21 protein-coding genes and 1 riboswitch are annotated in these 18666 nt (G+C 66.3%); of the genes, 13 read left to right on the top strand and 8 right to left on the bottom strand.

Annotation, left to right across the window (positions count from 1 at the left end):
- Window positions 1–19 precede the first annotated feature (19 nt).
- Window positions 20–616 carry a LemA family protein gene (locus ACIPK7_RS02765; protein ID WP_192430704.1) on the bottom strand — a complete coding sequence of 199 codons (597 nt, stop codon included), beginning with the start codon at window positions 614–616 and terminating at the stop codon, window positions 20–22.
- Window positions 617–780: 164 nt separating this feature from the next.
- The gene (locus tag ACIPK7_RS02760; protein ID WP_192430703.1) at window positions 781–1329 is read right to left on the bottom strand and encodes a cysteine hydrolase family protein; all 549 of its coding nucleotides are present in this window, start codon (window positions 1327–1329) and stop codon (window positions 781–783) included.
- Between the two features lie 102 nt (window positions 1330–1431).
- Between ACIPK7_RS02760 and ACIPK7_RS02755 the strand changes: the two genes are divergently transcribed.
- Window positions 1432–2430, top strand: coding sequence for a GlxA family transcriptional regulator (locus ACIPK7_RS02755; RefSeq protein ID WP_192430702.1), 999 nt, complete (start codon window positions 1432–1434; stop codon window positions 2428–2430).
- On the opposite strand, the gene ACIPK7_RS02750 is transcribed toward ACIPK7_RS02755, so the two are convergent.
- Both ACIPK7_RS02750 and ACIPK7_RS02745 read right to left on the bottom strand, forming a co-directional pair.
- Entirely contained in the window at window positions 2420–2719 is a 300-nt protein-coding gene (locus ACIPK7_RS02750) for a DUF3303 domain-containing protein (RefSeq protein WP_192430701.1), read from the bottom strand. The genes ACIPK7_RS02755 and ACIPK7_RS02750 overlap by 11 nt on opposite strands.
- 193 nt (window positions 2720–2912) lie before the next feature.
- Window positions 2913–3281 (bottom strand): cupin domain-containing protein, encoded by a 369-nt coding sequence (locus tag ACIPK7_RS02745; protein ID WP_192430700.1) that lies wholly within the window; start codon window positions 3279–3281, stop codon window positions 2913–2915.
- 177 nt (window positions 3282–3458) lie between these two features.
- On the opposite strand from ACIPK7_RS02745, the gene ACIPK7_RS02740 reads away from it, so the two are divergent.
- From ACIPK7_RS02740 to ACIPK7_RS02690, 11 genes are all read left to right on the top strand, one after another.
- Window positions 3459–3887 (top strand): VOC family protein, encoded by a 429-nt coding sequence (locus tag ACIPK7_RS02740; RefSeq protein ID WP_401085062.1) that lies wholly within the window; start codon window positions 3459–3461, stop codon window positions 3885–3887.
- A 73-nt stretch (window positions 3888–3960) separates the two neighbouring features.
- Window positions 3961–4168: riboswitch (cobalamin riboswitch) on the top strand.
- A 192-nt stretch (window positions 4169–4360) separates the two neighbouring features.
- Window positions 4361–6217: a TonB-dependent receptor plug domain-containing protein gene (locus ACIPK7_RS02735; protein ID WP_401085587.1), complete on the top strand. Its 1857-nt coding sequence runs from the start codon at window positions 4361–4363 to the stop codon at window positions 6215–6217.
- Window positions 6217–6921, top strand: a complete 705-nt coding sequence (locus ACIPK7_RS02730; protein ID WP_401085059.1) for a (2Fe-2S) ferredoxin domain-containing protein — start codon at window positions 6217–6219, stop codon at window positions 6919–6921. The genes ACIPK7_RS02735 and ACIPK7_RS02730 overlap by 1 nt, the downstream gene beginning before the upstream one ends.
- 136 nt (window positions 6922–7057) lie before the next feature.
- Entirely contained in the window at window positions 7058–7936 is an 879-nt protein-coding gene (locus ACIPK7_RS02725; protein WP_401085057.1) for an ABC transporter substrate-binding protein, read from the top strand.
- Window positions 7937–8028: 92 nt separating this feature from the next.
- Window positions 8029–9123: a D-alanine--D-alanine ligase gene (gene ddlA, locus ACIPK7_RS02720; protein ID WP_401085054.1), complete on the top strand. Its 1095-nt coding sequence runs from the start codon at window positions 8029–8031 to the stop codon at window positions 9121–9123.
- A 102-nt stretch (window positions 9124–9225) separates the two neighbouring features.
- Window positions 9226–10050: an aldo/keto reductase gene (locus ACIPK7_RS02715; RefSeq protein ID WP_401085051.1), complete on the top strand. Its 825-nt coding sequence runs from the start codon at window positions 9226–9228 to the stop codon at window positions 10048–10050.
- A 90-nt stretch (window positions 10051–10140) separates the two neighbouring features.
- The gene (locus tag ACIPK7_RS02710) at window positions 10141–10512 is read left to right on the top strand and encodes a nuclear transport factor 2 family protein (RefSeq protein ID WP_192430693.1); all 372 of its coding nucleotides are present in this window, start codon (window positions 10141–10143) and stop codon (window positions 10510–10512) included.
- A 1-nt stretch (window position 10513) separates the two neighbouring features.
- Window positions 10514–11335 carry a class I SAM-dependent methyltransferase gene (locus ACIPK7_RS02705; RefSeq protein ID WP_401085048.1) on the top strand — a complete coding sequence of 274 codons (822 nt, stop codon included), beginning with the start codon at window positions 10514–10516 and terminating at the stop codon, window positions 11333–11335.
- 69 nt (window positions 11336–11404) lie between these two features.
- The gene (locus tag ACIPK7_RS02700) at window positions 11405–11860 is read left to right on the top strand and encodes a DUF3237 domain-containing protein (protein ID WP_151186157.1); all 456 of its coding nucleotides are present in this window, start codon (window positions 11405–11407) and stop codon (window positions 11858–11860) included.
- Between the two features lie 61 nt (window positions 11861–11921).
- Complete coding sequence (locus ACIPK7_RS02695) at window positions 11922–12350, top strand: thiol-disulfide oxidoreductase DCC family protein (RefSeq protein ID WP_192430691.1); 429 nt, start codon at window positions 11922–11924, stop codon at window positions 12348–12350.
- A complete protein-coding gene (locus tag ACIPK7_RS02690; protein WP_192430690.1) occupies window positions 12343–12735 on the top strand; it encodes a DoxX-like family protein in 393 nt (130 codons plus the stop codon). Before ACIPK7_RS02695 ends, ACIPK7_RS02690 begins: the two co-directional genes overlap by 8 nt.
- Here ACIPK7_RS02690 and ACIPK7_RS02685 read toward each other — a convergent pair.
- On the bottom strand, window positions 12732–13475 hold the full coding sequence (locus tag ACIPK7_RS02685; protein ID WP_192430689.1) for a TorF family putative porin: 744 nt from the start codon (window positions 13473–13475) through the stop codon (window positions 12732–12734). The genes ACIPK7_RS02690 and ACIPK7_RS02685 overlap by 4 nt on opposite strands.
- 148 nt (window positions 13476–13623) lie before the next feature.
- Window positions 13624–15381 carry an amidohydrolase gene (locus tag ACIPK7_RS02680; protein WP_401085043.1) on the bottom strand — a complete coding sequence of 586 codons (1758 nt, stop codon included), beginning with the start codon at window positions 15379–15381 and terminating at the stop codon, window positions 13624–13626.
- A 118-nt stretch (window positions 15382–15499) separates the two neighbouring features.
- Here ACIPK7_RS02680 and ACIPK7_RS02675 point away from each other — a divergent pair, with 118 nt between their 5' ends.
- On the top strand, window positions 15500–16408 hold the full coding sequence (locus ACIPK7_RS02675; protein ID WP_401085584.1) for a LysR substrate-binding domain-containing protein: 909 nt from the start codon (window positions 15500–15502) through the stop codon (window positions 16406–16408).
- A 17-nt stretch (window positions 16409–16425) separates the two neighbouring features.
- On the opposite strand, the gene ACIPK7_RS02670 is transcribed toward ACIPK7_RS02675, so the two are convergent.
- Window positions 16426–17973 carry a GGDEF domain-containing protein gene (locus tag ACIPK7_RS02670; RefSeq protein WP_401085040.1) on the bottom strand — a complete coding sequence of 516 codons (1548 nt, stop codon included), beginning with the start codon at window positions 17971–17973 and terminating at the stop codon, window positions 16426–16428.
- A gap of 66 nt (window positions 17974–18039) precedes the next feature.
- Window positions 18040–18648, bottom strand: coding sequence for a LysE family translocator (locus ACIPK7_RS02665; protein WP_401085037.1), 609 nt, complete (start codon window positions 18646–18648; stop codon window positions 18040–18042).
- Window positions 18649–18666 lie beyond the last annotated feature (18 nt).

The following is an 18666-nucleotide window of genomic DNA, read 5'->3' as shown; positions in this document are numbered from 1 at the left end:
CGCTTCCTGCGCCAGGATTTTAGAAGGCGACTTTCGGCGCGGCCTGGATGACCTTGCTGTCCTCGAACTCCAGCAGGCTGGCGTCCTTGCTGTGGCCGTAGGTGGTGGCCAGGAAGTTGGCGGGGAACGACTGGCGGTAGGTGTTGTACTCCATCACCGAGTCGTTGTAGGCCTGGCGGGCGAAGGCGACCTTGTTCTCGGTGCTCGACAACTCCTCGCTGACCTGCTGCAAGTTCTGCGAGGCCTTGAGGTCCGGGTAGGCTTCCAGGGTCACGTTCAGGCGGCCCATGGCGCCGCCCAGAGCGTTCTCGGCGGCGGCCAGTTGCGCCATGCGGCCGGCGTCGCCGGGTTGCTCGGAAGCGGCCTTCAAACCTGCCACCGCAGCGTTGCGCGCGGCGATCACCGCTTCCAGCGTCTCGCGCTCGTGCTTGAGGTAGGCCTTGGCGGTTTCCACCAGGTTGGGGATCAGGTCATAGCGGCGCTTGAGTTGCACCTCGATCTGCGCGAAGGCGTTCTGGTAGCGGTTGCGCAGCGCCACCAGGCGGTTGAACACGCTGATCAGCAGGAAGATGACGCCAGCGATGATGGCGAGGGTGATGATCGAAGAAACGCTCATGGGATGTCCTTATCGGCAGGCGAATGTGGCCCGATGATAGCGGAAAGCCGGCGGAGTGTTTCGCAGCTTCTCACGTCCTGCTGCACCGGTTCGTCGGCAGTGTTACGGAGCGCTTCTGAACGAAAAGCGGCCTTCGGGGAGGCCGCTTTTGCCGAACGGGTTGATTAGCGATTCAGGTATTCGGCGGTGGAGACCACTTCGGCGTAGGCAAATGCCAGGGAGGCCATATACGCCGCATGTACCTGGGCTGCCGGAACCTTCACGCCATTGAACTCCAGGTCCAGGGTGGCGCAGGCGTCGTGCAGCACGGTCACCGGGTAGCCGAAGTCGGCGGCGGCGCGCACTGCGCCATCCACGCACATGTGGCTCATGTGGCCGACCACCACCAGCGATTCCACGCCGTGCTGGTCGAGGATGGCCTTCAGGTCGGTGTCGCGGAACGAGTTGACGAAGTGCTTGAGCACCACCGGCTCGCCGGGCAGATTGGCGACCTTGCCGTGGATCTTCGCGCCGTCGCTGCCGGGAGCGAAGAACGGGGCGTCGGCGCTTTCGAATTCGTGGCGCACGTGGACCACCAGGTCACCGCGCTCGCGGAAGGCGGCCAGTACCTTGGCTGCATGGTCGGCGGCGGCTTCGATGCCGACCAGCGGCCACTTGCCGGAAGGGAAGTAGTCGTTCTGGATATCCACTAGGATGAGCGCTTGCTTGGCCATTTCCGAATTCCTTATTGAGTGGTGAGGAAGTGCGACCAGTATGGTTCGCCGCGCGCCGCGCGGTGATCAGCCGGAACGACAATAACCGGGGGAAAACTGACAATGGCTGTGGAACGGAGCGTCGTCGAGATCGGGTTGCTGCTCTATCCCGGTGTACAGACGGCGGCGCTGCATGGGCTGACCGACCTGTTCGCGGTGGCCGAGCGCATCGCCGGCGAAGAAGCCGCGCAGCAGCTGCCGGCACTGCGCGTCAGCCATTGGTCCGGTGAGGACGGCGGTGAGCCGCGGCGTGTGTTCGACACGCATCCAGGCGCCGACAGTCGCTTGGTCGCCGTGCTGGTGCCGCCCTCGTTGTTCGGGCTGCCCGACGCCGCGCCGCTGCGCAATCTCACCGACTGGCTCGCCGCGCGCCACGGCGAGGGCGCCATCGTAGGCTCGGTGTGCATCGGCGGCCTGCTGGTGGCGGAGGCGGGGCTGCTTGACGGCCGCAGCGCCACAGCCCACTGGAGTGGTGCCGAGGCCTTCGCCGAACGCTTCCCGCGCGTGCGCCTGGAAGCGCACAAGCCGATGGTGGACGACGGCGACCTGATCACCTCCGCGGGGCTGATGGCCTGGTCCGAGCTGGGCCTGCGCATCGTCGACCGCCTGCTCGGCCCGAGCATCGCCAACCGCACCGCACGTTTCCTGGTGGTCGAACACAGCGACAGCGCCCAGCAATGCGGCAGCAATTTCGCCCCGCTGCTGGGGCATGGCGACGCCGCCATCCTCAAGGTGCAGCATTGGCTGCAGGGCAACGGCGCGGTGGACGTCAGCCTCGCTGCCATGGCCGCCCAGGCTGGACTGGAAGAGCGCACCTTCCTGCGCCGCTTCCGCGCCGCCACCGGGCTCAAGCCCACCGAGTACTGCCAGCACCTGCGGGTAGGCAAGGCGCGCGAGCTGCTGGAATTCACCAACGGCACGGTGGACCACATCGCCTATACGGTCGGCTACCTCGATCCGGGCTCGTTCCGCAGCACCTTCCGCAAGATCACCGGGATGGCGCCGAGCGATTATCGCAAGCGCTTCGGGGCGAAGGTTGGCGCGAGCGCACTCAGCGATTGAGCGCAGCCTGTTTCTGCTGCATCAGCTCCATCATCAGCGGTGCCAGATCCTGGTCGGTGAGGGCAGGATGAACCTGCATGTCCAGCAGATCGTTCCACTGCATCATCCAGCGTTGTATTTCGATAGGGCTCTCGGCTTCGGCCAACCCGAAGCCGAGCATGTGCCCGACGGCATGCCAGCGGCCTAGCAGCTTTACCGCAGCATGCGGCAGTGCGCCGTTCTTGAGGAAGCGCTCGATGGCGGCATCACGGTTTTCCATGGGAATGGTCCAACTCACCAGATAGAGCATGTCGCACCTCTGGCCCGGGTCCGGGCAGTCAAGTGTCGCGGACCCGAATCGGTACCGCCGCCAGAGTCACGCCTGTTGTTTCCCAGGCGTTACAGCCGCCGGCTGGGAGCGGTTTCCTCCCGTCAGGCATAGCAGCCGTCGCCCGAAGGCGAGATGCCGCTGATCGGCGGCGCACGATGCCGTCGATCGACGGTCACACCCAGCGATCATTCTCCGCCGTGCGTTCGCCGCCCTGGTCGCCGGTGTTCAGCACCCCGCGCGGTTCGATCAGCATCACCTGCACCTCGTGCTCGGCGTAGGGCTTGTGCTCCACGCCGCGGGGCACCACGTACAGTTCGCCGGCGCGCAGGGTCAGCGGGCCGTCGCGGAAGTCGATGCGCAGCTCGCCATCCAGCACGATGAAGGTCTCGTCGGTGTCGGCGTGGCTGTGCCAGACGAAGTCGCCCTGCAGCTTCACCACCTTGAACTGGTAGTCGTTCATCTCGGCGATCACCCGTGGTTGCCAGGTTTCACTGATGCGGTCGAGCTTGGCCTGCAGGTTGATCGGTTGGCGTTGGGTCACGGTGGTGTTCTCCTTGGGATCGTTGCGTCGACACTACGACCGACCCGTCGAGCGGTCTTGCAGGAAATTGCGCTTCGATGCGGCTTACCGATTTGCTGCTGGTCGCCGCATGGCGCTGAGGGGCGAAAACGGGTGACTATGCTCAGATCATCGCGCCCGTTCTTGCTGGAGACCGCCATGTCCACGCCCGCTCCCATTGCCCGCCCCAGCGTCATCCCTTGCCTGCGCTACCGCGATGCGCCCCAGGCCATCGACTGGCTGTGCGCCACCTTCGGCTTCCAGCGGCAACTGGTGGTCGCCGATGATCATGGCGGCATCGCCCACGCGCAGCTGGCGCTGGCCGACGGCAGCGGGCTGGTGATGCTCGGGTCATTGCACGACAACGAATACGGCCGGCTGATGCGCCAGCCCGACGAGATGGGCGGCTGCACGCAGAGCATCTACGTGGTGGTGAAGGATGCCGAGGTGCTGTATCGCGCGGCAGTGGACGGCGGCGCGCAGATCGTCATCGACATCAAGGACGAGGACTACGGCGGCCAGGGTTTCACCTGCCGTGATCCGGAAGGGCACATCTGGAGTTTCGGCACCTACGATCCCTGGCACTGATCCCGCGCTTTCGCGCCAAGCCCGCAACATCCTGCCCAACCCCTGCGCTTGACGCTTTCGTCCGCCAAGTGTTCAGATTCGCCCCGTTTCAGGTGCCCCCCGCCGCCGTGCGTGGGGTGAAACGGGAAGCCGGTGCGTCGCCCTCGTGCGACCAGTCCGGCGCTGCCCCCGCAACGGTAAGCGAGCGAAGCATCCACTAGGCCACTGTGCTCAGGCATGGGAAGGCGGACGTTTCATGACCCTCGCAAGCCCGGAGACCGGCCTGGAACCTGTTTGGCAAACCCGCGGTGGGCGGGCGTGAGCCGGTTCCCGGGGCGCGCTCGTTCCGGGTGTCGCTGCGCCGCCTGCGAAATCCCGATTTCGAGGCGATCACCTTGCAACATTCTTCGTTCCTGAACCGGCGTGTCCTGCGCTGGAGTTCTGTCCTTCCTCTCTGTGTCCTTGGCTCGCAGCTCGCTGCGGCGCCGCTCGACCTGGCCGATGAAATCGTCAGCGGCCCTTCCGTGGAATCCACCACCGTGGCCGACATGGCCCGCTACGGCAGCAAGCTGGAGGTCATCGACCGCCAGCAGATCGAACGCGCCGGCCCCAGCGCCGACATCACCCGCGTGCTGCAGATGGTCGTGCCCGGCCTGTTCGTTGCGCCGAAGAACGGACCGTTCGACTACGGCACCTACTCACTGCTCGGCGGGCGTAATGACGACACGCTGATCCTGCTGGACGGCGTGCGGCTGAACAACCGCCTCTACGGCGGCATCTACATCGACACCCTGCCGACCACCGCGGTGGAGCGCATCGAAGTGCTCAAGGGCGGCCAGGGCCTGCTGTTCGGCACCCAGGCGGTGTCCGGGGTGATCAACATCGTCACCCGCAGCGCGCGGAGCCGCGAGGCGGCCGGCGAAGTGAATCTCGGCCTGGACACCTTCAAGGGCCGCAGTGGTGATGCCCGCGCCGAGAAGATCGCGCAGAACGGCCTGGGCGACCTCGGCCTGATGGCCTACGTCAGCCACAACCGCTCCGACGGCTACCAGCCCTACCGCGACCGCGACATGACCGACACGGTGAGCGACAAGCGTCGCTCCTACGACGTCAACGTATTCGGCGCCAAGGCCATCCAGGCCATCGGCGATGCCTCGCGGCTGGAGCTGTTCTACCAGTACGCCGACGCCGAGCTGGACTTCGCCCGGCCAACTTCCAACCACCACACCAGCAACAACCGCGTGCAGCAGATTGCCACGGCGACTTTCCAGCAGAGCGTCAGCGAGGACTTCAGCTGGTTCGCCAAGACCCACATCAATGACTGGGATACCCGCTACGACCGCGTCTACAACCTGCAGGGCGGCGGCACCCAGGTGCTCAATCACAACGACTACTGGGGCTTCACCGACTGGGGCGCGCAGCTCGAAGGCAAGGCGAAGCTGGCGGGCGGTCACGAGCTGGTCCTGGGCAACGACAACCAGTGGTACAAGGGCCAGGACGATGTGCTGATCATCGACAACGACAAGGCCGAGTCCCACGCGCTCTACGCCCAGCTGCGGCCGAACATCGAGGCGCTGCCCGACTGGCACCCGAGCCTGGGCGTGCGCCGCGAGGAAATCTCCGGCGGTGAAGGCGCCACCGTGTGGATGCTGACCTCGCTTTACGACCTCACGCAGCAGCTCAAGCTGCGCGGCCAGTTCGGCACCGCCTTCAAGCTGCCCACCGCCGAGCAGTTGTTCGTCAACGAGCCGGGCGATGAAGTCGGCAACCGCGACCTCAAGCCCGAGCGCAGCCGCAACGCCGAGCTGGGCCTGGACTACAACGGCGAGCTGTTCGAGCAGCCGTGGAGCGGCAGCGTCACGCTGTTCCGCCGCGAGATCACCGATCTCATCACCCTCGCGGGCGATCAGTGGGTGAACGGCAACGGCGAGATCACCGTACGGGGCATCGAAGCCAACGGTCAGTTGCAGGTTGGCCGGCACTGGCAGGTCTCGGCCGACGCCACGCGCAACCTGGTGGACAGCCGTGAGGGGGTGACGGTGAACAACATCCCGCACTTCTTCGCCCGTGTGCGCCTGGGCTATGACGACAGCCTCTGGGGGGCGGGCCTTGCCACGCGCTATATCGGCTCCATCGTCAGCGCCCAGGACGACGACTATGGCCACTACACGGTGCTCGACGGCGACGCCTACCGCTACCTCGACGCTGCCCACGCGCACCGTCTGAGCCTGCTGCTGGAGAACCTGCTGGACCGCGACTACGCCACTGGTCGCACCAGCAACGGCATCCGCCAGGTGGACAACCTCGGCCGGCCGCGCACCGCCGAGCTGCGCTACACCTTCAGCTTCTGATGAAGGCCATCCTGCTGGTCGGCCCGCTGGCCGGAGCCCAGGGCGAGCGCCTGCATCGCGAGGTATCGGCGCGTCTTGCCGGTGTCGAATGCATCGATACCGGCGAGGGTTTCGATTCGCTGTGGGCGCGGGTGCGCGAGCTCTTGGCCGAGGAGCGAGAACTGCTGCTGGTGGACCTTGAACCGACCGGCGACGGCGCCTATCTCGACTGGTTGCGGGCTGAACTGGCTGCCTTGTTCGCGGAGCACCCGCAGGCGCCGCCGCCGAAGGTCACCGCTTCTGCGCTCGGCCGGCGCGGGCTGGATGCGGCGGCGGTGCTGGCGGCGATTGATGATCCGGCGCAACAGCTGGATTGCCAGGGCGTCGGCGAAGTGCCGTCGCAGCCGGACTGGTCCGCGCCACCGCCGCACCGGCATCACCTGTTCCTCTGCACCGGGCCGCGTTGTGTGCGGCGCGGTGCGCTGCCGTTATGGAAGACCCTGCGTCGCGAGCTGATCCGCCTCGATCTGTACGAGAACGCCGAGGGCGCCCTGCTGACCCGCACCGGCTGCCAATTCCCGTGCAATCGCGGGCCGCTGCTGACGGTCTATCCCGAACGCGTCTGGTATGGCCTGCGCAGTGACGAGCAGGTGTGCCGGATGGTGGCGGAGCATTTGCGTGATGGCGTGCCGGTGGACGAACTGCGTGTGGACGGTGAGCCATGAAGCACAGGTTGCTCTTCGTAGGAGTGAGCTTGCTCGCGAACCGCTTGATGCCATGGGTATCCGGGCAGGTTCGCGAGCAATGACTAGGCGTCCCCCACGTTCCTACAGGCTGGCTAAGGCGCTCGGGGTGGCTGTGATGCTCAGCGCAATGACGGCCTCCGCCCAGGACTACCGCAACTGCGCCCAAACCTGGCGACTCGACCACCCGCCGCAGCGCATCCTCGCCCTCAACCAGCACGCCGCCGACCTGCTGCTGGCGCTCGGGGCCGGGGAGCGGCTGATCGGCGTGGCGTACATCGATGATGATCTCGATCTGACGAAGGGAAGCTATCGCGGCGTGCCGCTGCTGTCGCGCCAGTATCCGTCGGCGGAAGCGGTCTACGCGCAGCGACCGGACCTGGTGGTGGCGGGCTTCGCCTCGGCCTTCCGGCTGGGCAACCTGTCCCGCGAGGAACTGGCCGGCCATGGCGTCGCCAGCTACCTGCTGGATGCCGGTTGTGGCGTGTGGCAGGACGACCTGTTCAGCGGTGTCGAGACGGACCTGACTACCCTGGGCGACCTGCTCGGCGAGCAGGAGCGGGCGCGCAAGCTGGTCGCCCAGCAACGAGCCGAACTGGCCGAAGCACGCCGGCTTTCGACCGACCGCCTACTGCTGAAAGTCTTCTACCTCGACAGTGCCAGCAACGGCCTGGAGAGCCAGGGGCGGCGCGGCGTGGTCACCCAGTTGCTGCACGTTGCCGGGGGGCGCAACCTGTTCGAGGACGTCGATCTGGGTGGCTTCACCGCCAACAGTGAGCAACTGCTGGCGCGCGATCCGGACGTGATCCTGCTGGCTGATGCACTGTGGTCCACGGCCGAGCAGAAGATTCGAACCCTACGTGCCGACCCGGTGCTCTCGCGCCTGCGCGCCGTACGTGAAGGGCGTTTCGTGGCCTTGTCTTTCACCCATCTGTTCCCCGGCGTGCAAAGCGGTCAGGCCGCCCGGGAGCTGGCGCAGGCATTGAGCCGATTTTGATGAGGGGCGTCCCGTCTGTTCACTGGCCACTGTTCCTACCCAAGCGCCGGAGCCCGTGTTAGAAAGCGCCCATCGACGATTCGGAGGCTGTCATGGGCAAGTTGCGCGTTGGGGTGATTTTCGGTGGGCGTTCGGCGGAGCACGAGGTGTCCCTGCAGTCGGCGAAGAACATCGTCGACGCATTGGACCGCGAGCGCTTCGAGCCAGTGCTGATCGGCATCGACAAGGAAGGCCGCTGGCACCTCAACGATGCCTCCGACTACCTGCTCAACCAGGAAAACCCGGCGCTCATCGCCCTCAACCGTTCCAACCGCGAGCTGGCCGTGGTGCCGGGCAAGGCCGAGCAGCAACTGGTGGAAACCGGCAGCCGCCAGTTGCTCGATCACGTCGACGTGATCTTCCCCATCGTCCACGGTACCCAGGGCGAAGACGGTTGCCTGCAGGGCCTGCTGCGCATGGCCGACATTCCCTTTGTCGGCTCCGACGTGCTGGGCTCGGCCATCTGCATGGACAAGGACGTGAGCAAGCGCCTGCTGCGTGACGCCGGCATCGCCATCACGCCCTTCGTCACCCTGACCCGCGCCAGCGCCGCGCGTACGCCTTTCGCCGAGGCGCAGCGCAAGCTCGGCCTGCCGCTGTTCATCAAACCGGCGAACATGGGCTCCTCGGTGGGCGTGAGCAAAGTCGAGGACGAAGCGGCCTACGACGAAGCCGTGCGCCTGGCGCTGGCCTTCGACGACAAGGTGCTGGTGGAGTCCGCCGTGAAGGGTCGCGAGATCGAGTGCGCGGTACTGGGCAACGAACAGCCGATCGCCAGCGGTTGCGGCGAGATCGTCGTCGGCAGCGGCTTCTACTCCTACGACAGCAAATACATCGACGAGGACGCGGCGAAGGTCGTGGTGCCCGCCGATATTCCCGCCGAGGCCAGCGAGCGGATCCGCCAGCTTGCCGTGGAAGCCTTCCTGGCGCTGGAATGCTCAGGGTTGGCGCGGGTCGACGTGTTCCTCACGCAGACCGGCGAGGTGCTGATCAACGAGCTGAACTCGCTGCCCGGCTTCACTCGCATCAGCATGTACCCCAAGCTCTGGCAGGCCGCCGGGATGACCTACAGCGAGCTGGTCAGCCGGCTGATCGAACTGGCCATCGAGCGCCACGCCGCGCGCCGGAATCTGCAGACCAACCGCTGATCCGCCCCTCGCTTCCTGCAACTGCGCTAACCTGACACCCCGCCGCCCGAGTTCGGGCGGCCGGCCCCGTGTCCCCATTACCAGCGCAACAAGGAGCACGAGATGAACACCGTAGTATTCGCCGACGGCACCGCCGTTCCCGCCATCGGCCAGGGCACCTGGCGGATGGGCGAGGACAGCTTCCAGCGCAAGCGCGAGGTCGCCGCGCTGCGCGAAGGCATCGAGCGCGGCCTGACCCTGATCGATACCGCCGAGATGTACGCCGAGGGCGGCTCGGAAGAGGTGGTCGGCGAGGCGCTGAGCGGCCTGCGTGACCAGGTCTTCCTGGTCAGCAAGGTCTACCCGCACAACGCCAGCCGGCGCGGTATCCCCGAGGCCTGCGAACGCAGCCTGCGGCGCCTGGGCACTGATAGCCTGGACCTCTACCTGCTGCACTGGCGCGGCCAGTATCCGCTGGAGGAAACCGTCGAAGCCTTCGAGCGGCTGCGCGAGGCCGGCAAGATCAAGCGCTGGGGCGTGTCCAACTTCGACCTCGACGACCTGCAGGAACTGAACGAACCGGCCTGCGCCACCAACCAGGTGCAATACAGCCTGGAGGAGCGCGGCATCGAGTGGGACCTGCTGCCCTGGTGCCAGGAACAGCGCATGCCGCTGATGGCCTACTGCCCGGTGGGGCAGGGCGGCAAGCTGCTGCGCCACCGGGTGCTGGGAGAAATCGCCGGCCGCCACGACGCCACTCCAGCCCGTGTGGCGCTGGCCTGGCTGATCCACCAGCCGGGCGTGATCGCCATTCCCAAGGCGGTGGAGCCGTTGCACATACGCGATAACGCCGCCGCGCTGCAACTGCGCCTGACGCCCGAGGACCTCGAAGCTCTCGACGCCGCCTTCCCGCCGCCGACCCGCAAGCGGCACCTGGCGGTTGTCTGATGTCCGGGCTCCGGTCGTCGCCCGCAAGGGCGAGGCCGGGGTGCGGTGCTAGCCTTGCCCCATTGGTCACCGGCCGGGAGGGCTGCAGCGATGAGCAACTACACGGCGGACAGCGCCGCCATCAACCGCGTGCTGACGGACTATGTCGAGGGCATGACCTTCGGTGACGAGGCGCGCTTGCGCCTGGCCTTCCATCCGTCCTGCAAGATCATCGGCAACTACCATGGCGCTCTGGAGTGGGCGTCGCTGGACGAGTTTATCGGCGCGATCAAGGCCGAGTCGCCGCCTTCCGAAGGCGCACCACCGCCCTGGGAGCTGAAGTCGCTGGACATCACCGGCGACAGCGCGGTCGCCAAGGTCACCGACGAGTTCCTCGGCATGCACTTCACCGACTACCTGGCCCTGCTGCGCATCGGCAACGGCTGGCAGATCGTCAACAAGCTCTATTACCTGCACGAATGACGTGGAACGCATCACCCTGCGCGGCACGCCGGAAACCCTGCTGATCACCCTGTACGCCAAGGCGAAGGAGAGCGAGCTGCCCGACAGCCTGCTGCGCGATCGTTTCTCGTGGAAGGCGGTGGAGCAGATCGACTACGACTTCGTCCGCCTGCACATCGGCCGTGCCGAGCAGGTGGGTATCGCCCTGCGGGCCTGGCTGTTCGATGACTGGGTGCGCGACTTCCTCGCGCGGCATCCGGTCTGTGTGGTCCTGCAACTGGGCTGCGGGCTGGACAGCCGGGTCTTTCGCATCGATCCGCCGTCCAGCGTGCAGTGGTTCGAGGTGGACTTCCCGGAAGTGATCGCGCTGCGCGAGCGCCTGTATCCCGCGCGGGAAAACTGCCACTTGCTGGCCAGCTCCCTGACCGCGCCGGACTGGTGGCGCGTGGTGCCGATCGGGCGACCACTGCTGATAGTCGCCGAGGGCGTGCTGCCCTATGTGGAAACTGACGAGGTGGTCCGCCTGTTGACTGCGCTGACCGCGCGCTTCGGCCAAGGCGAACTGGTATTCGACGGCTACAGTCGCCTGGGCATCCGCCTGTTGCAGTGGAACCCGATGATCCGGCGTACCGGCGCTTTACTGCACTGGGGCATCGACGAGCCGCAGGAGCTGGAGCAACAGGTGCCGGCCCTGCGTTTCGTCGACGCCATCGCCGCCTACGACCGTGCGCAGATCGGCCGGCTGTCCCTGGGGATGCGGCTGCTTTACGAGATTACCCTGGCTATTCCGGCGATGCGCCGCATGGGGCGACTCTTGCGCTATCGCTTCGGTCCATCGTCCTGAGCAGATGGCCGCACCGCGCCCCGGCTGCTTTACTGATGCGTCTACGACGACCTTGTTCAGGAGCTGGCGATGAAGCTCGAGCCGTTGATGGAAATGAACGTGAAGGCCAGTGTGCCGCTGGAGATCGGCCGCGTGCCGCAGGGTCAACGACTGATCTCGGCGGCCGGCGGCGGCACCTTCAAGGGACAGCGCCTGAGTGGCGAGGTATTACCCGGCGGCGGCGACTGGATCCTGGTGGACAGCGATGGCGGCTGGCACCTGGAGGTGCGCCTGGTGCTGCGTACTGACGATGGCGCGCGTATCCTGATGCAGCACAACGGGCTGCTGGTGGCCAATCCGAAGATCATTCATGCGGTCTCGCGGGGCGACAGCACCGAGTTCGGCGATACCTACTTCATGATCCAGCCGCGCTTCGAGGTCGGCGACGACCGCTACCGCTGGCTCAACCATCAGTTGGCGGTGGGCGAGGGGCGCCTGGGGCCGGGATGGGTGGAGTACCGGTTGTTTTCATTGGCCAATGGGTGAGTCGATGGCTTGTCACAAGCGGCGGGCAAAGTTGCTTCACCAGGCTTCTGGAGGCGACGCCATGGCTCTGCCCCCCAACATGCTGCCCGACGACAAGGTCGTGCTGTTCGATGGCACCTGCCGGCTGTGCAATGGCTGGAGCCGCTTCCTTCTGCGGCACGACCGCGAGCGCCGCGTGAAGCTGTGCAGCGTGCAGTCCGCCGAGGGGCAGGCGATTCTCGACTGGTTCGGCCTGCCCACCGAATACTTTGACACCATGCTCTTTGTTGATGGTCGCGCAGGCTTCGAGCGCAGCGATGCCTTCCTGCGCGTAATCGGCCAGTTGCCGGCGCCGTGGAACTGGCTGCGTGTGCTCTGGCTGGTGCCTCGGCCGCTGCGCGACTGGTTCTATGACCGTGTCGCGCTCAACCGCTATCGCTTGTTCGGCCGCGAGGATACTTGCCTGCTGCCGTCGCCACAGCACCGCGGGCGCTTCCTTGGCAATGACTAGCGCGGCCATCGCGCGCCTGGCGCTGGGCGTGGTGTTCTTCTACCACGGGCTGGTGCCCAAGCTGCTGTTCCTCAGCCCCGATGAAATCCGCATGATCGAGGCCCACGACTGGCCTCTGTCGACCCTGCGCGTTGCCCAGGTCGCCGGTGCGGTGGAGATAGTCCTGGCGCTGTGCATCCTGTTGCTTCGTCGCAGTCGCTGGCCCTTGTGGCTGGCGGCTTTCGCTTTGCTGGCGCTGCTGGTGGATGTAGCGCTGTTCGCTCCCCAGTTGCTGCTGGGTGCATTCAACCCGGTGTCCACCAACATCGCCGCTTTGGCGCTGTGCGCCATCGCCCTGCTGGGCGAGCGGGGCGCGCACCATTCGCGCCCCGTCCATCCGCGTTAGAAGCTTCTGCTCACACTCGCGACCACGGTTGCCGTGCACACGTCGCCGAAGCCGAACTGGGTGCGGCATTCGTTCTGCGACAGGTCGGTATCGATATAGCTCACCGCCCAGTCGAAGCCCAGCAGCTCGTGGCTGAGCTTGGCTTCCCACTCATGGTAGGTATCGCGCGTGCTGCCGTTCCCGGAGAGGTAGAGCGGGTCCTTGGCGTCGTTGCGGCCGTAGCGCACGCGCAGCTTGAACTCGGCTGGCAGCTCGGCGTTGTAGGCCAGGTAGGTGTAAAGGTTGGCCTGGTCTTCGCCGAAGTAGGTGGGATAGTCGTTGCCGTAGTAGGTCCCCACTTCGAAGCCGTAGGCATGGAGGATGGCGTAGGTGTCGCTCTGGTTGAACTGGCTTTCCTTGGGATAGGCGTACTTGATGTAGCCCAGGTCCAGGGCGATATCGTCGTTGGCCTGCCAGTACCAGCCGCCGTAGTAGTCCAGCTCCTGGCGGGTTTTCAGGCCGCCGCCGAAGTCGACGTTCGAGCTCCACACGCCCAGGTAGGCGCCGGAGGCGTGCTGCAGGGTGGCGCCTACCTGGACGGCAGGATCGCCCTGGGTCTGCGAGATACCGCGGGTGCGATAGTCGCTGACCAGGGCGGTGTCGATCTGCAGGGCGAAGCCCTCGCCGAGCTCCACGGCCAGGACGGAGGTGAGCGGAGCGCAGGCGAGCAGCGCGCCGACAAGCCATTGCGGGCGATTCATACGGGGGTCCCTTTGTTGTGATTGTCTGTGGGCAGATGAAAAATCCCGCGCAGCGCCGACCCTCCCGGTCAACTCGGAAAGCTGCGGCAAGAGTTGGGCTGGCGGGCAAGGCGCCGGGGGTGTTCAGGCCCCGGCGCAGGAGCCCGGCTCAGAGAGCCGGTTGGTCTTCGGCGCGGTAGATTTCGCGGCCTTCGAACAGGGTGTGGAGCACGCGGGCCTCGTCCAGTTGCTGGTCGGGCACGGTGAACACGTCGCGGTCGAGCACCACCATGTCGGCCTGTTTGCCGGGGGCCAGGCTACCGATCTTGTCGCCCAGGCCGATGGTCTGCGCGGCGTTGCGGGTGTAGGCGTAGAACATGGTCTGGCGATCCACGCGCTCGGCGGCGTTGAGCACGCCTTCCTCACCCTGGCGGGTGACGGCCTGGTAGATGGCCTTCAGCGGGTCGGGCGTGGACACTGGCCAGTCACTGGCGCCGGCGATGATGGCGCCGTTGTCCAGCAGCGACTTGGCCGGGTACATGTAGCGGTAGGCCTCGTCGGCGATGTAGGGCTTCACCAGCTCCACGGTGTAGGGCTCGGCGGTGGCCCAGTCCAGCTGCATCGAGGCGATCACGCCCAGCTGCTTGAAGCGCGGGAAGTCCTTGGGGTTGACCAACTGCAAGTGGGTGATCGAGTGGGTCACGCCGCTCTGCCGGTCCTTGCGCGCCTGCGCGACGCCGTTGAGCGATTCGCGCACCGCGCGGTCGCCGATGGCATGCACGTGCACCAGCCAGCCACGGGCATCGGCGGCGCTGACCAGCTCACCGAAGTGCTTGGGATCGATCAGCAGCTCGCCCGGCTTGTGGCTGTTCTTGTAGTTCTCCAGCAGCGCGGCGGACTGCGCCGGGAATTCGATCACGCCGTCGGCGAAGACCTTGATGCCCGGCAGTGTCAGGTTGGGGATGCCCTGGAACTGCTGGCGGACCTTCTCGATGACGTCCAGATCGGCCGGAGTGCTCCTGGGGTTGACCACCTGCAGCGCGGCAACGTGGGCGGTGAGCTCACCGTCGCGGGCCAGGTCGCGGTACACCGGCAGTACACCGACGGTCTTCTCGGTGGGCTTGATGTTGAATACCGCCTCGCCCGGGGCGCCGTTGGCGGCCGGGTCCATCCAGGCGGTGATGCCCAGGCTGTTGTTGTACTTCACCGCGGCGCGGCCGGCGCGGTCCATGGTTTCGGTGCTCGCGGCGGGCATGGTCGCGGCGACCAGGTCGAAGCCCGAATCCACCAGGAAACCGGTGGGGTTGAAGGCCTTGTCGTGGGTGATGTTGCCCTGTTCCAGCGAGCTGAGACCGCGTACTCGCTGTGCGTCCAGCTTGGCGCGCTTGAGCATGGCGGCGTTGGCCCAGGCGGTGTGGTGGTCGCTGCCGATCAGGATCACCGGCACCTTCTCCCATTCGCCATGGTTCAGGCGCTCGGCGAGGCCGTCGGCCTTGGACCAGTAGCTGGAGTTCATGCCGTTCATCACCACGACGTCGCCGTTCCTGGCCTTGCCGCTGTCGCGGTCCTGCTTCAGGCGGGCGACGAAGGCGTCGAGGTCCATCTCTTCATCCTGCAGGCTGGCGGAGATCAGCTCCAGGCCGCCGAAGATGGAGTGAGAGTGGCTGTCGATGAAGCCGGGCATCAGTACCTTGCCGCCCAGGTCGACCTGCTTGCTGCCGGTACCGGCGAGCTTGCGGATGTCCTCGTTGGAGCCCACTTGCAGCACCTTGCCGCCAGCAACCGCAACGGCCTGCTGCAACGGTTGGCCAGGCTCGGCGGTGAAGACCTTGGCGTTGTACAGGATCAGGTCCGCGTTCTGTGCCTGAGCTTCAAAAGTACCCAGTGCGATGGCGAGCGCCAGCGCGCCCTTGAGCATGCCGTGCATGACTTCCCTCTGCTTTTCGGTGGATTATTGTTGGTCTGCGGCGCAGGCTACTGGCGGACCGGAGCGCGCGGAAGTCGCCGCCAGGCATAACACTTGTGAAGGATTGGCACGAATGACGATGGACAGATTCAGCAGCCTGGCAATGTTCGTCGCCAGTGCCGAGACCGGCAGTTTCAGCCGCGCCGCCGAACAGTTGGGCAAGACGCCCTCGGCGGTCACCAAGGCGGTCGGCCAGCTGGAAATCGAAGTCGGCGCGCGCCTGTTCGAGCGCACCACACGCAGCATGTCGCTGACCGAAGCCGGCCAGCTCTATCTCGATGGCGCCCGCGAGGTGCTGGCGCGGATGCGCGAGACCACTGAGGAAATCGCCCAGTTGCAGCACAGCCTGCGCGGCGTGTTGCGCATCACCGGGCCGCTGATCGTCGGCCCGGTGTTCCTCGACCAGGCCTGCGCCGAGTTCCTCGATCTGCACCCGGACGTGCGCCTGCAGGTGGACCTTTCCGACAGCTATGTCGATCTGCTCGATGGCCGCTACGACCTCGCCCTGCGCATGGGCAACAGCGACCTGCCGGGGCTGATCGCCCAACCCCTCGCCGAGAGCCGCCTGGCGCTCTGCGCCACACCCGCCTACCTGGCCCGTCGCGGCATACCCCGGCACCCCAGCGAGATACTCGACCACGATTGCCTGGTCTATCGCCATCCGGCGCTGGATGATCGCTGGTGGTTCGACGTGGAAGGCGAGCGCTATTCCACCCCGCGCAACGGCCGCCTGAACAGCGACAACCAGGCTGTGCTGTTGACCGCCTGCCTCGCCGGCCATGGCCTGCTGCCTTGCCCGCGCTGGAGCGTGCTGGAGCACCTGCGCAGCGGGCGGCTGGTGACGGTGCTGGAAGACTACTTCTTCGAGCCGGACACCTTCGGTGCGCAGATTCTCGCGGTCTACCCGAGCAACCGCCGGGCGACGCGCAAGATCCACGCGTTCATCGAGCACCTGCGCGACTACCTGAGGCGCGACGGCATTCTCTGAGTCTCAGGCCCGGATAGTCAGAGCTCGGCGCTTTCCAGTCGATTGCGGCCGTTGGCCTTGGCCCGGTACAGCGCCTGGTCGGCGCGTTCGAGCAATTGCGCGAGATCGCAGGCCCGCGCGGCCGAGACCAGCCCGATGCTGACGCTGACCTTCAGTTCGCCGCCCTCGCCGTCATCAATATCCAGGCGCAGGTCCTGCAGGCTTTCCCGCAACCTGTCGAGGAAGTGCCGCGCCGCATCGACGTCAGTGCTGGGCAGCAGGAAAACGAACTCTTCGCCGCCGAAGCGGGCGAACAGGTCGGTGCTGCGCGCCTGCCGCCGGCACAGCTCGCTGAACTGACAGAGCACGCGGTCACCGGCGGCATGGCCGTACCGGTCGTTGATGCGCTTGAAATGGTCGAGATCGAGCACCGCCAGGCTCAACGGCGAGCCATAGCGCGCGCTACGGGCCAATTCATGTTCGGCCTGGGCCTGGAAGGCGCGGCGGTTGAGCGCACTGGTCAGCGGGTCGAGCGTGGCGAGTTGGCGCAACTGGTTCTCCAGCGCCTTGTGGTGGCTGACGTCGCGAATTTCCGCCACTCGTTGCCCGCCTGCCAGTGGCTCGATGCTCAGCTCGGCGGCGAAGGTGCTGCCGTCGTCGCGCATGGCCAGGATGTCATGGGGCTGGCCGTCGGCACCGGTCAGCAGAGCATGCAGTTCTTCCCGTGCCTCGCCGACGAAGAGTTCGCTGAAATCCTGGCCGAGCAATCGTTCGCGGGGCCAGAGCAGCATGCGTTCGAGCATGGGATTGGCGTCCACCACCTGGCCATCGCGCAGTACCAGCATGCCGGCATTGGCAACCTGCATCAGGCGCTCGAAGCGTTCGGCGCTGGCCGAGGCCTCCAAGGCATGTCGCTGGCTGTCGGCGAGGATGCGGCGCATGGTCATCAGCGCCATGCCGACCAGTGCGATCACCCACAAGGGGACGCCGAAGTTGTAGGGCAGCAGGTAGCTGAAGGAGCGGGTGACGTCTGCGTGCTCAATGCCCTGCAGGCCGTCGTGCAGGCCGATGGCGGCGCGCGCCAGGGTGACCAGTGCGTAGGCGCCGAGCGCCACGGTCACGAAGCGGCGCACTCCGCGCAGCTCGCTTTCACCGGGTGCCCGCAGCAGGACCAGGCTCGCCTGGATCGGCAGCAGGCCGCCGATGGTGGCGTAGATGGCGATCAGGTATTCGGAATTGATCGGTGCAACCCACCAGTGCCAACTGAGTGCCAGGCTCATGGCCGCGGCGCTGGCCGGCACCGTCCACCAGGGCGGCGGCAGGCCGAGGAAGCGGTAGACGCCCAGCATCAGCAGCGCTTCGCCTGCCAGTTGGATGGCGTTGCCGGAGATGTTCAGCAGTTTGCTGCCGCTGGCCATGAAGCCCATGAACAGCAGGATGCCGAGGATCAGCGTCCAGGCGCCGCCCATCCACAGGCCGGGGCCGCGATAGGGGCGGGCGAAGTACCAGAGGCCGGTACAGGCGATGGCGCTGGCGAGCATCAGGTTGAGGCCGAGCAGCATCGGCGAGAAGTACAGGGATTCCACGGCCCCAGCCTCCTTGTGTGGTTGCCGCGGATTCTGCCAGCGCTGCCGGTCCTTTGTCAGTGTTGTTCAGAGCAGCGCACTGGCCCAGGCCGACACCAGCAGCAGGATCGCCATCAGCTGGTTGAGCCGCTGCATTTGCGTTTGCGAGAGCAGCCGCTGGCTGCCGATGCCCAGGCCGGCCCAGACCGCCGTGCAGGGAATCGACACGAGGAAGAACAGCAGCGACAGCAGCTGCACGCGGTCCAGCCGGTCGACGCCGTGGCCGGCGTACACGCTGATCACCGCCAGCGCCATCATCCAGGTCTTGGGGTTGACCAGTTGCAGCGCGGCGGCGCCGAGCGCTCCCAGGCGGGCGGCATCTGTGTCTCGCTGCAGGTCCGCTGGCGGGCTGCGGAATATCTGCCACGCCAGCCAGCTCAGCCAGAGCACGCCGACCACGCTCATCGCCTGTTGTACGCGCGGCAGGCTGGTGAGCACTTCACCCAGGCCGCTGCCCACGGCGAGTACCAGCGCGGCGGCCGCCGCACAGCCGCCGAACATGATCGGCAGCGCGGCGCCCCACCCGAAGCGTGCGCTGTTGCTGAAGATCAGCAGGTTGGTCGGGCCCGGTGTGATTGAGGCGACGAAGGCAAAGAGGATGAAGGGCAGCCATTGGCCGAGCTGCGAGAGGTGCATGGCGGGAACTCCGGCAAA

The organism is Pseudomonas sp. NPDC086581, assembly GCF_044746165.1.
GTDB lineage: Bacteria > Pseudomonadota > Gammaproteobacteria > Pseudomonadales > Pseudomonadaceae > Pseudomonas.
Note: the sequence above shows the minus strand (reverse complement) of the source record. Positions and strands in the feature narration are given on the sequence as shown.